Source organism: Nocardiopsis chromatogenes YIM 90109 (assembly GCF_000341185.1).
Lineage (GTDB): Bacteria > Actinomycetota > Actinomycetes > Streptosporangiales > Streptosporangiaceae > Nocardiopsis_A > Nocardiopsis_A chromatogenes.
This window is the reverse complement of the sequence record NZ_ANBH01000082.1, coordinates 47092-58474: the sequence shown is the minus strand read 5'-3', so window position 1 is coordinate 58474 and position 11383 is coordinate 47092. Positions and strand designations below refer to the sequence as shown.

10 protein-coding genes are annotated in these 11383 nt (G+C 74.6%); 3 read left to right on the top strand and 7 right to left on the bottom strand.

Annotated features, from left to right (window positions below):
- Nucleotides 1-83 precede the first annotated feature (83 nt).
- The 7 genes from D476_RS0108620 to D476_RS0108590 all read right to left on the bottom strand — a co-directional run bounded on the left by D476_RS0108620 (nucleotide 84) and on the right by D476_RS0108590 (nucleotide 9005).
- Nucleotides 84-662 (bottom strand): dihydrofolate reductase family protein, encoded by a 579-nt coding sequence (locus D476_RS0108620; protein ID WP_017623544.1) that lies wholly within the window; start codon nucleotides 660-662, stop codon nucleotides 84-86.
- A 225-nt stretch (nucleotides 663-887) separates the two neighbouring features.
- A complete protein-coding gene (locus D476_RS0108615) occupies nucleotides 888-3260 on the bottom strand; it encodes a SulP family inorganic anion transporter (RefSeq protein WP_192826365.1) in 2373 nt (790 codons plus the stop codon).
- A 368-nt stretch (nucleotides 3261-3628) separates the two neighbouring features.
- The gene (locus tag D476_RS0108610; RefSeq protein ID WP_017623542.1) at nucleotides 3629-4804 is read right to left on the bottom strand and encodes a low temperature requirement protein A; all 1176 of its coding nucleotides are present in this window, start codon (nucleotides 4802-4804) and stop codon (nucleotides 3629-3631) included.
- Nucleotides 4805-4955: 151 nt separating this feature from the next.
- Nucleotides 4956-5537, bottom strand: a complete 582-nt coding sequence (locus D476_RS0108605) for an RBBP9/YdeN family alpha/beta hydrolase (protein ID WP_040725702.1) — start codon at nucleotides 5535-5537, stop codon at nucleotides 4956-4958.
- Between the two features lie 694 nt (nucleotides 5538-6231).
- A complete protein-coding gene (locus D476_RS0108600) occupies nucleotides 6232-7428 on the bottom strand; it encodes a bifunctional RNase H/acid phosphatase (protein ID WP_017623540.1) in 1197 nt (398 codons plus the stop codon).
- Nucleotides 7428-8168, bottom strand: a complete 741-nt coding sequence (locus tag D476_RS0108595; protein WP_017623539.1) for a zinc ribbon domain-containing protein — start codon at nucleotides 8166-8168, stop codon at nucleotides 7428-7430. The genes D476_RS0108600 and D476_RS0108595 overlap by 1 nt, the downstream gene beginning before the upstream one ends.
- Before the next feature lie 6 nt (nucleotides 8169-8174).
- Nucleotides 8175-9005, bottom strand: coding sequence for a Nif3-like dinuclear metal center hexameric protein (locus D476_RS0108590; protein ID WP_026123356.1), 831 nt, complete (start codon nucleotides 9003-9005; stop codon nucleotides 8175-8177).
- A 100-nt stretch (nucleotides 9006-9105) separates the two neighbouring features.
- Here D476_RS0108590 and D476_RS0108585 point away from each other — a divergent pair, with 100 nt between their 5' ends.
- The 3 genes from D476_RS0108585 (at nucleotide 9106) to D476_RS0108575 (ending at nucleotide 11353) form a co-directional block, all read left to right on the top strand.
- Complete coding sequence (locus D476_RS0108585; protein WP_017623537.1) at nucleotides 9106-9621, top strand: LURP-one-related/scramblase family protein; 516 nt, start codon at nucleotides 9106-9108, stop codon at nucleotides 9619-9621.
- 104 nt (nucleotides 9622-9725) lie between these two features.
- Nucleotides 9726-10475: a DUF817 domain-containing protein gene (locus D476_RS0108580; RefSeq protein ID WP_017623536.1), complete on the top strand. Its 750-nt coding sequence runs from the start codon at nucleotides 9726-9728 to the stop codon at nucleotides 10473-10475.
- A gap of 14 nt (nucleotides 10476-10489) precedes the next feature.
- Nucleotides 10490-11353 (top strand): deoxyribonuclease IV, encoded by an 864-nt coding sequence (locus D476_RS0108575; protein WP_017623535.1) that lies wholly within the window; start codon nucleotides 10490-10492, stop codon nucleotides 11351-11353.
- Nucleotides 11354-11383 lie beyond the last annotated feature (30 nt).

Genomic DNA, 11383 nt, shown 5'->3' with positions numbered 1-11383 from the left:
CCCCCCCCCCCGCCGGTGCGGCGCGGAGCCTGCCCGGCTGAAGCCCGCCCGGCTCGGGCACCGGCTGGTAGGCACCGACCGACTCAGGCACCCGCGCCCGGCGGCGCGTCGAGGACCGTGGGCACGTATTCGAGCAGCTGGAGCCGGCCGTCGAAGGTGCGGCTCTCCACCAGGTCGAGGGTGATGTCGGGGTAGCCGTCGAAGATCCGGTCCCTTCCGGTGGCGCCGGTGACGACCGGGAAGACGACCACGCGGAAGCGGTCCACCATCCCGGCGCGGAGCAGCGACCGGCACAGGCTGAGGCTGCCGATGGTGCGCAGCGGCCGCGATTCGCTCCGCTTCATCTCGCGCACGGCCTCCACCGCGTCCCCGGCGACCAACTCCGAGTTCTTCCAGGACAGCGGCGCCTTGAGGGTCGAGGAGAACACGACCTTGGGCAGCGCGGCCAGCTGGGCGAAGCCGGGGTCCTCCGGCGCCTCGGCGGCGAACCCCGACATGAGCCGGTAGGTCGTGGCCCCCATGAGGGCGACGTGCTCCTGTCCGCCCTCCTCCTCGATCCGGGCGAGGTACTCCGGCCCCTCCATGCCCCAGAAGCCGGGCCAGCCCTCCGCCGCCCCGTAGCCGTCGAGCGAAATGATGAAGTCCACCATCAGCGTCGCCATGGTCCGTCCTTCCGCCTGGGGGCTCCTGGGCCCCGCGTCCGGCCACGCCGGTCGATGGCCTCTGTACTCTGACCGGCTGCGGCGCCCGAACTCNGGCGCCCGCCCGCCGACGACACGGCACCGGACGCGGAGAGCGCATGGGCCCCGCCCCCCGAAGGCAGGCGCCCCCGCCGGGCCCTCCACGGTCCCGGCGGGGGCGCCTCTTGGCCTGGGGGGGCAGCGCCCCTATGCGTGCTCCCGCTCCGGGTGCTCCCACTCCGGGGGCGGGCCCTGCGCACCGCCCGCGGTGCCCGCACCGCCGACGGGGCCGCGGGGGCCGGGGATCCTGCTCCCGGCGGCCCCGTCCGCGACCGGCACGAACGCCCCCGTCCCCGGGTCCAGCACCCGCACCTCGGCGGTGTCCAGGTCGTAGAACATCCCGGTCAGCTCCAGCAGCCCCTGCTCGCGGCGGCGCCGCACCGCGGGGTAGGTGAGCAGGTGCTCCAGCTGCTGCTCGACGTTGGCCTGGGCCAGCGCCCGCAGAGCCTCCGCCCCGGGAGCGGCCTCCAGCGCCTCGCGGGGCGTGCGCTCCAGCGACGCGCTCCCGTGGCCGAGCCACCGCCGCAGCCGGTCGGCGCGCACCGCCTCCGGGGCCTCGTGCACGCCGTCCATCAGCGCCTTCATCGCCCCGCAGTGCGAGTGCCCGCACACCACGACCGACGGCACCTCCAGCACCTCCACCGCGTACTCCACGGCCGCGCCCACCGACGCGTCGTCCGCCCGGTCGTGCGGCGGGACGAGGTTGCCGATGTTGCGCACGGTGAACAGGTCGCCGGGACCGCTGGCGGTGATCAGGTTGGGCACCACGCGCGAGTCGGCGCAGGTGATGAAGAGCGCCGTGGGGTGCTGCCGGTGCGCCAGGCGGCCCATCATCGCGCGCATCCGCCCGGCGGTGCTGGAGTGGTACTCCTGGGCCCCGGCCACCAGGAGCCCGGTGGGCGGGGCCGAGCTGTCGTAGCCGCCGCGCATCCGCCACGGCGCCCACCAGCGCGCCAGCCCGCCCGGCGCGGTCTTGCCCACCGGCGGGGCGTGCATGCTGCTGCGCTCGTACCAGTTCTCGTGCACCTCGTCGATGTCGACGCTGCCGCCGGTGCGCTCGTGGTCCACACGCCAGGCGTGGATGGACTCGAAGGCCGCGTGGTCCATGAAGTCCACGTGCAGGTCCAGGTCGACGTGGCAGCCGGTGGGCAGGGTGCGCAGCATGCGGGCCACCCGCGGCACCCCCAGGAAGGTCAGCGACCCCTGCACCACCACGTGCCAGCGGCCGTCGCGCTCCTCGGTGAGCACGGTCAGGCGGGTCAGCCGCCGCAGCGACACCGCCAGCGCCAGGGCGAAGCCGATCAGGACGCCCTCCAGCAGGCCCAGCAGCACCACCGAGGCCAGGGTGACCAGGTAGACGCTGGCCTCGTGGTGGCGGCGCAGGTCGGCCACGTGCCGGGGGTGGACCATCTGCGCGCCGATCATCACCAGCAGGGCGGCGAGCGCCGCCATCGGGATGAGTTCCACCGCCGGGGCGAACAGCAGCACGAACACCACCACCCACACCCCGTGCAGGGCGGCCGCCAGCGGGGTACGGGCCCCGGCCCGGGCGTTGGCGGTGCTGCGCACGATCGCCCCGGAGACGGGCAGGCCGCCCAGCGCGCCGCTGGCCGCGTTCGCGGCGCCCTGGCCGACCAGTTCGCGGTCGAGCCGGATGCGGGGGCCCTCGTGCAGGCGGTCGGTGGCCAGGCCGGACAGCAGGGACTCCACGCTGGCCACCAGGGACACGGTGACCACGCCGATGGCGACCCCGTGCACGTCGGCCCGGTCGGGCAGGACCGGGCCGGTCCACCCCTCGCCCATGGACGCCAGCAGCGAGACCCGCTCCACCTCCAGCCCGGCCGCCACCGCCGCGGCGGTCGCCGCGGCCACCGCGACCAGCGCGGCGGGGACGGCGCGCAGGGCGCGCGGGCCGGGCAGGCGCGGCCACACCAGGAGCAGGGCGATGGTGAGCGCGCCCACGGCGACGGCGGGCAGGTGCGCCCCGGCCAGGGCGCCGGGCAGCTCGCGGATGGCGGCCACGGCCGAGCTGGGCGGGTCGCCGCCCAGGACCACGTGGAGCTGGGCCAGGGCGATGGTGACGCCGACCCCGGCGAGCATGCCGTGGATGACGGCGGGCGAGACGGCCAGGGCGGCGCGGGCGATGCGCACGGCGCCCAGCAGCGCCTGAAGCAGCCCGGCCAGCAGGGTGATCAGGCACATCACCTCCCAGCCGTAGCGCACCACCAGGTCGGCGATGATCACGGTCTGGGCGGCCGAGGGGCCGGTGACCTGGATGCGGGAGCCGCCGACGAGCCCGGCGACGATGCCGCCGACCGCGGCGGCGATGATCCCGGCCATCAGCGGGGCCCCGGAGGCGGCGGCGATGCCGAGCGAGAGCGGGACGGCGACGAGGAACACCACGAGCGAGGCGCTGACGTCGCCGACGGGGTTGGAGAGTAAGGGCAGCGATCGGAGGCGGGCGGCGAGGCCCGGGTGTCCTGGGTGGCCGGCGTGTGCTCCCGGGGCGTCGTGACGCATGTGTCCCCCTCGATCGGGTGTGACGAACTGGCGCTCTGGGGACAGCGGCCCACCGGTGGATGAGGACGCGGGGGTGCGCGGCGCCGCGCATGGGCGGCACGCCGCACGGCCACTCACCGGACGCTGTCAATCACTAAATGTAATCAACCGGCGATGGGAAAGTGTGGCCGTGGGCGTGATCTTGATAACCATTTTTCACGTCGGAGGGGGTTGTGCCTGCTGTTTCGTCCGTAAACGCCCGCCTTCGCCCCCGTTTCGTCGATCGGAGGATGACCCCCCGTCCGGCCCGCGGGACGGGGTCCCCTTATGGAACCGGGCCGCCCTCCCGGGGCGGGGCCGGGAAGGGCGGGCCGGAGGGCGGGGCAGGGTCAGCCGGTGCCCTGAGCCGAGCGGGAGCGCGCGGTGAGGAACGCCAGGGTGGCCATCACCAGCAGCACGGGCACCGTCAGGGCCATCACCGGCAGCCGGTCGTACCAGGCGAGCCCGGCGGCACCGATCGCGAGGAGGACGGCGGCGGCGACCAGCCGGGAGCGGGCGACACGGCTGAAGCGGGACCGCAGGAACAGCAGGTTGCCCGCCAGGTAGACCAGTGGGCCCCCGACCACCACCAGCACGATCGCGGGGTCGAGCTCGTGGTGGGAGATCCGCAGTTCGATGGAGACGGCGACCAGGATCGCCCCGAAGACCATCAGTGCGTGCGCATAGGCGAACGCGAAGCGCAGCGCCCCCGTACCGCCCTGGCCGCCGGTGACGTCGTGCCCGGCCAGCGCGAAGTAGTTCCACCACAGCACGGTCAGGCCGATGAACCCGGTGAGCAGGCTCAGCAGGATGCCGGCGTCGGCGACCCCCTCGTCGGTCAGGGCGCCGCCCATCAGCAGGATGGACTCGCCCAGGGCGATGATGAAGACCAGCCGGTTGCGCTCGGCCAGGTGCTCGGGGTCGGTCTGCCAGCGCTCCATCGGAGCGGTCACAAGGCCGGGGATCGTGAAGTTCACCAGCGGTGCGGCGTAGTCGATGGCCACCGCCAGCAGCCACACCCACAACCGCTCCTCGGGCGGCAGCACCGCGCCGACGATCCACACGACCCCGGCCAGCGCGGACCAGGCCACCAGGGCCCGGTAGTTCGCGGCCAGCTGCTCGCCCCTGAAGCCGACGATCATGAAGAGCGGGCGGACGATCCCCATGAAGACGAAGCACCCGGCGAACAGCAGCCCCGAGTCGGCGAAGGCGTAGGGGATGGCCACGGCCATTCCCAGCGAGGCGAGCATGAGCACGGCGTTGAGCAGCTGGACCCGGGAGTTGTTCGGGTTCAGCCAGTTCATCGCCCAGGCGGTGTAGTTCCACCCCCACCAGATGGCGGCGAAGACGACGGCGGTCTCGGCGAAGCCCCTCCAGGTGAGGTGCTCGATGAGCAGGTGCGATATCTGGATGATGGCGAAGACGTAGACCAGGTCGAAGTAGAGCTCGACGGGCCCGACCTCGGAACGGCGGTCGGCGCGGCGCCCGATGCCGCGCCACGGGGGCGGTGTGGTTTCAGTGGCCATGGGCTCATGGTGGAACGCCTCGGGGCCCAAAGCACCTCCCGCAGCGCGTGTCGGCCGGTCCCGCACCGTGGGACCCGGCCCGCGCTCCCGCTTCCGCAGGGGGCGCGGGCCCGACCGGCGCCACCAGACCCGGCCCAGGCCCCCGCTCCGGTCAGGGCCTCGGCGCCAGGCGGACCGACGGGTCGAGGCACCACTCCAGGACCGACGGCCACGGCCCGTACCCGTCCGGGACGGCGATGTGGCCGGCGCCGGGCAGCAGGTCGACGTCGCAGCCCATCGGCTTGCCGTAGGCGTCGGCGGCGCCCTCGGGGCAGTAGGGGTCGCCGTCGGAGCAGACCAGCCGCGGAGTCGACGCCGAGAGCGTGAGCGCCCCCAGGTCCAGCGCCGCCGGGGTGAACCCGGCGATGACGTCCCAGTCGAACACCGACGGCCCGGGCGGGGCGGCCAGCAGGACGCGGTCGGCCGGGGGATCGGCGCGGCCCGCGGCCACGTGCAGCCACGCCACGCACGCCAGGCTGTGGCAGACGACGACCCGCTCGCCGCGCATCATTGCCAGCTCGGCCTCGACGGCCCCGGTCCACCCGTCGAGCGAGGGGCGGTCCGGATCGGGAAGCTGGGGGTAGAAGACCTGCTCACCCCGTTCCCGGAGGCGCAGCGCGAGGTCATGCTGCCAGTGGTCGGCGGGGCGCCGGTTCTCCACACCGTGGAGGATCAGGAAGCTTCGGTTCCACATGATCGGCAGCATGCCGGACATTTCCCCCGGATTCGCTAACGATTCGGCGCCATCACCGTTCGGGTCGCCGACATGACGTTCCGCCTCCAGCCGCCGAACGGCGGGGAGCCGTCAGAGCGCAGCGCCCCACCGGGCCCCGGTGCGACGACAGGGGTGAGCGGCCCGTCCCGCAGCACCGTCGACCGCCGGGCGCGAATGGTCACCGTATTCGGCGGCGACGGCGAAGCCGGTACCCCACTCGCGGCCCCCGGCCGGGCGCCGACCACCGCGAACCCCGGTGCCGCGCCGCCCACCCCGACCGCGAGGAACCCCCCGCACGGCAGGCAAGGCCGGGGAACCGCCCCGCTCACCCCGTAGCCGCCTGCTCCCCTGCACCCCGACGGCCTGCCGCCCGGCCGGGACCCACAAGCGGGGCACCAGCAGAGCCGCCGCCCAGCACGGCGACCACCCGCAGGCCCGCCACCCGACAACGCTGCCGCAAGGGCCGCCGACCTGCATCGTCGCCGCCCTCCCACCTCGCACCCCCACGGCCCGAAGACGGCCGGCGCCCCTGGGCGGGGCACCCGATCTGCCATCGCTTCCCGCTACCTCACGCTCCGGCGGCCCGCCGCCCGGCCGGGGCCGGTAGGCGGGGTACCTGCTGGGCCGCCACGCGCCCGAACCACCCACGGCCCGGCGGACGGAAACGGCCGCCCTACACCTCCAAGTGGTGCGTGTCGTTGAACGACCTCAGCAGCATCGGGCCGTCGCTGAACACGTCCACCCTGGTCACGCTCGACACGTCCACGTGCATCCGGTACAGCGCCTCCACCGGCGCCCCCAGTGCCTGGGCCACGAGCGCCTTTATCGGCGTCACGTGCGTCACCACCAGCACCTTCCGGCCCCTGTGGCGGGCCGCCACCTTGTCGCGGCCCTCGCCCGCGCGGCGCACCGCCGCAGCCAGGCTCTCCCCGCCGGGCGGCGCCACCTCCGGGTCGGCCAGCCACCGCGCCAGGTCCTCCGGGCGCCGCTCCTGCACCTCCCCGAAGGTCATGCCCTCCCACTCGCCGAAGTCGGTCTCGCGCAGCCCCTCCTCGGGCTCGACCTCCAGCCCCAGCTCCTCGGCGACGATGCGCGCGGTGTCCATCGTGCGCCGCAGCGGCGACGACACCACCACCTCGATGCCCGTCCCGGCCAGGCCCCGCGCGGCCCGGCGGGCCTGCTCGCGGCCGACGTCGGTCAGCCCGATGTCGCCCGTCCCGGCGAAGCGCTTCTCCACCGACATGGGCGTCTCCCCGTGCCGGAGCAGGACCAGCCGCGTCGGCGCCGTGTCCGGCTCGGCCGACCAGCCGCCGCCCACGGCCCCCGGGGGCGTCCCCTCCGACGGCGCCGTCTGCGCGCGCGCCGCGGGCGGGGCGGCGCCCTCCGGAGCAGAGGCGGGGGGCGGCGGGGACGCCTCCCCTCCCCCGCCGATCTCGCCCAAGCGCACCGGGCGGCCCTCCGCCGCCGCGTCCATCGCCTCGTTCGCCAGCGCGTCCGCGTGCGCGTTCTCCGCACGCGGCACCCACTCGTAGACCACCGACCCCAGGGCGGCCGCCGCCTCCTTGGCCCGCTCGGCCAGCGGCCGCATCGACGGGTGCTTGACCTTCCAGCGCCCCGACATCTGCTCCACCACGAGCTTGGAGTCCATCCGCGCCACCACCGACGCCCCCGCGTCGATCCGCGCCGCCGCCTCCAGGCCCGCGATCAGGCCCCGGTACTCGGCCACGTTGTTGGTGGCCGTGCCCAGCGCCTCGGCGGCCTCGGCCAGCACCTCCCCCGACGCGGCGTCGCGCACCAGCGCGCCGAACCCCGCCGGGCCCGGGTTGCCGCGCGACCCGCCGTCGGCTTCGACGATGAGCGCGCGGCCCATCACAGCCCCGACTCCGTCGTGCGCACCAGGATGCGGCGGCACTCCTCGCACCGCAGCACCTCATCGGGCTCGGCCTGGCGGATCTGCCCCAGCTCGGCCGTGCTCAGCGCCAGCTTGCACCCCTCGCACCGGCCGTAGCGCAGCGCCGCCGCGCCCACCCCGTACTGGTCGCGCAGCTTGGTGTACAGCGCCAGCAGGTCCCCGGGCACCTCCGCGGCCACCCGCTCGCGCCGCTGGGCCTGCGAGGCCCGCTCGCCCTCGATGTCGATCATGGCCGCCGACCGCCGGTCCTCGGCCGCCTCGCGCTCGCCCCGGGCGTCCTCCAGGTCCTTGCGCAGCCGCGCCAGCTCCGCCTCGGCCGCCTCCCGGCGCTCCATCACGCCCAGCACGACCTCCTCCAGCTCCTCCTGGCGGCGCTGGAGCGAGGCGATCTCCGACTGCAGCGACTCCAGCTCCTTGGGAGAGGACACCTGCCCGGCGTCCAGGCGCTTGCGGTCGCGGTCGGAGCGGGTGCGCACCTGGTCCACGTCCGACTCGGCCTTGCGCTGCTCCCGGTCCAGGTCCGACAGCGCCGTCTCGGCGGCCATCACCCGGTCCCCCAGCTCGGTGATGCGCCCGTCGAGCGCCTTCACCTCCTCGATCTCGGGCAGGGTGCGGGCCCGGTGCGCCAGCTGCGCCAGCGCGCTGTCGATCTCCTGCACGTCCAGCAGGCGCATCTGGTGTTCGGGTTCGGCTTTCACGTGTGCTCAGGACTCCCTCGGAAACGTCTGCGACCAGGCGTCGGTGACGGTGGCGGATACGCGGGTCTCCACGGTAGCCCCCCGGGCGCTCAGTACGCCCCGCAGCCGCTCGGCGCCGTCGGCCAGCCAGGGCCACTCCCCGGCCCAGTGCGCGACGTCGAGCAGCGCGGGCCCTCCGTGCTCGGCGAACTCCGAGGCGGGGTGGTGGCGCAGGTCGGAGGTGAGGTAGGCGTCCACCCCGGCGGCGCGGGCCGCGTCCAGCAGGGAGTCGCCGGACCCGCCGGAGACCGCGACCTCGTACACGGTCCGCTCCGGGTCCCCGGCCACCCGCACGCCCCCCGCCGTGCGCGGCAGCCCCGCCGCCGCCAGCTCGGCGAACTCGTGCAGGGCCATGGGCCGCTCAAGGCGACCGATCCGGCCGATGCCCCGCAGCCCCTCCGGATCCGAAGGGTCCGGGTCCAGCGGGCGCAGCTCCCCGACCAGGCCGACCGCCGCCGCCAGCGCGTCCGACACCCCGGGCCGCGCCGTGTCGGCGTTGGTGTGCGCCGTGTACAGCCCGATGCCCGACTCGATCATCCGGTGCACCAGCCGCCCCTTGGGTGTCGTGGCGGCGACACTGGTCACCCCGCGCAGCAGCAGCGGGTGGTGGGTCACCACCAGCTCCGCGCCCCACTCCACGGCCTCGTCCACGACCGGGGCCACCGGGTCCACGGCGAACAGCACCCGCCGCACCGGGCGGTCCGGGTCGCCGGCCACCAAGCCCACCGCGTCCCAGGAGGCCGCCCAGGCGGGCGGGTACAGCTTCTCAAGCGCGGACGTCACATCATGCAGGGTCACCTGGTCGCTCGGAGTACTCACGGACCGCAGATTAGCGCCTCCGCGCACCGGCCGGAGGCGCACGACGGCGCGCGGGCGCCGCCCGTTCTAGGCTCGTGGCATGAAATTCCTCGTTCGCGAACGCGTCTTCGACATCGGCGACGACTTCTGGGTGACCGACGAGAACGGCGACCGCGCCTTCTGGGTCGACGGCAAGGCCCTGCGCCTGCGCACCACCTTCGAGCTCAAGGACCCCGAAGGGCGGCTCCTGCTCACCATCCGGGAGAAGAAGCTCGCCATCCGCGACACCATGCGCATCGAACGCGACGGCGACACGGTCGCCACCGTCCGCCGCCACCTGATCAGCCCCTTCCGCGACCGCCTGACCGTGGAACTCGACGACGGCACCGAGTGGGAGGTGACGGGGGACCTGCTGGACAAGGAGTACACCATCGGCGACGACGGCGGGCCGGTCGCCGCCATCTCCCGCAAGTGGTTCCGCCTGCGCGACACCTACGCCGTGGACGTCAACACCTACCGCACCGACGCCGGAGGCGACCCCGCGCTGGTGATCGCCGTCGCCGTGGCCGTCGACGCCATCGGCGAGGAGCACAAGGGCGGAGAGGGGGAGGACTGAGCACCACCGGCGCCGCCCGCGCGACCGCGGGCGCCCTGGCCGCCGCGGTCGGCGCCGCGGCGCGCGGAACCGCCCGGGCCGCCGCCGCCCGCCTGGCCTGGCTGGTGCGCTTCGGCCTGCTCCAGGCCTCCTCCTGCGCCTTCGCGGGCTGCCTGCTCGCCGGGCTGGCCCTGTCCGCCCTGCTGCCCGACGCCGTCCCCCGCTACGACGCCCTCCTGGCCTACGGAGTGGCCCTGACCACCGTGTTCTGGGCGCTGCGCCTGGAGACCGGCCGCGAGGTCCTGGCCATCCTCGGCTTCCATGTCGTCGGCCTGGTCTTCGAGCTGTTCAAGGTGCACATGGGCTCGTGGGCCTACCCCGAGCCCGCCCTCACCAAGATCGGCGGGGTCCCGCTGTACAGCGGCTTCATGTACGCCGCCGTCGGCAGCTACGTCGTGCGCTCCTGGCGCCTGCTCGACCTGCGCCTGACCGGCTACCGCCCGCTGGCCACCGCCGCCGTCGCCGCCCTGGTCTACGTCAACTTCCTCACCCACCACTGGCTGCCCGACATCCGCCTGCCCCTGGCCGCCGCCATGGTCGCCGCCACCTGGGGCGTGTGGGTGCACTACACCGTCGGCGCCACCCGCCACCGCATGCCGCTGGCCCTGTCGTTCGTGCTCATCGGGTTCTTCCTGTGGGTCGCCGAGAACGCCTCCACCCTCATGGGCGCCTGGCAGTACCCGCACCAGGCCGACGCCTGGGCCATGGTGCACCCCGCCAAGTTCGGCGCCTGGGCGCTGCTGGTCACCGTCGCCTTCGCCCTGGTCGCCACGTGGAAGGTGCGCCGCTCGCCCGCCGCCCCGGCCACGCCTTAGGCTGGTGACCAGCCATGACCAACACACAGCACTCACCGATCGGGGCACACGTCCCCGTGTCCGGCGGCCTGGCCACCAAGGGCCTGGCGTACGCGGCCGAGATCGGGGCCGAAACGGTCCAGGTCTTCGTCGGCAACCCCCGCGGCTGGGCGGTCACCGACGGCGACCCCGCCGAGGACGCCGCCCTGCGCGACCGCACGGACATCCCGAACTTCATCCACGCGCCCTACCTGATCAACCTGGGCACACCCGACGACGCCGTCGGCGGCAAGTCGCTGTCCGCCCTGGAGCACGCGCTTCGGCGCGGCGCCGACATCGGCGCCGGGGGCGTGGTCGTGCACACCGGCTCGGCCGTGCGCGGCGGCCGCGACGAGGGCCTGGCCCGCATGCGCGACCGCCTGCTGCCGCTGCTGGAGCGCCTCGGCGACAGCGTGCCCCCGGTCCTGCTGGAGCCCATGGCGGGCCAGGGCCAGGTGCTCTGCGCCACCGTGGACGACCTGGCCGGGTACCTCGACGCGCTGGACTGGCACCCGCGCGCGCAGGTGTGCCTGGACACCTGTCACGTGTTCGCCGCGGGCCACGACATCGCCAGCCGGGAGGGCATGCGCACCATGCTCGACCGCTTCGGCGAGGTGGTCGGCGCCGACCGGCTGCGCCTGATCCACGCCAACGACTCCAAGGCCGAGTGCGGCAGCAACAAGGACCGCCACGAGAACATCGGCGCGGGCCGGATCGGGGCCGACCCGTTCGCCGAACTGTTCGTCCACCCGGTCACCGCCGGGGTGCCGCTGACCCTGGAGACCCCGGGCCCGGCCGACCCGCACGCCAAGGACGTGCAGAAGCTCAAGGAACTCCGCACCCAGGTGACGGGCTCTTAGCACTGCAACGGCGCCTTCCCGCGGCACCCC

Coding starts and splice junctions, on each gene's coding strand:
- D476_RS0108620 (WP_017623544.1), bottom strand. CDS start 662: ATGGCGACGCTGATGGTGGACTTCATCATTTCGCTCGACGGCTACGGG.
- D476_RS0108615 (WP_192826365.1), bottom strand. CDS start 3,260: ATGCGTCACGACGCCCCGGGAGCACACGCCGGCCACCCAGGACACCCG.
- D476_RS0108610 (WP_017623542.1), bottom strand. CDS start 4,804: ATGGCCACTGAAACCACACCGCCCCCGTGGCGCGGCATCGGGCGCCGC.
- D476_RS0108605 (WP_040725702.1), bottom strand. CDS start 5,537: ATGTGGAACCGAAGCTTCCTGATCCTCCACGGTGTGGAGAACCGGCGC.
- D476_RS0108600 (WP_017623540.1), bottom strand. CDS start 7,428: ATGGGCCGCGCGCTCATCGTCGAAGCCGACGGCGGGTCGCGCGGCAAC.
- D476_RS0108585 (WP_017623537.1), top strand. CDS start 9,106: ATGAAATTCCTCGTTCGCGAACGCGTCTTCGACATCGGCGACGACTTC.
- D476_RS0108575 (WP_017623535.1), top strand. CDS start 10,490: ATGACCAACACACAGCACTCACCGATCGGGGCACACGTCCCCGTGTCC.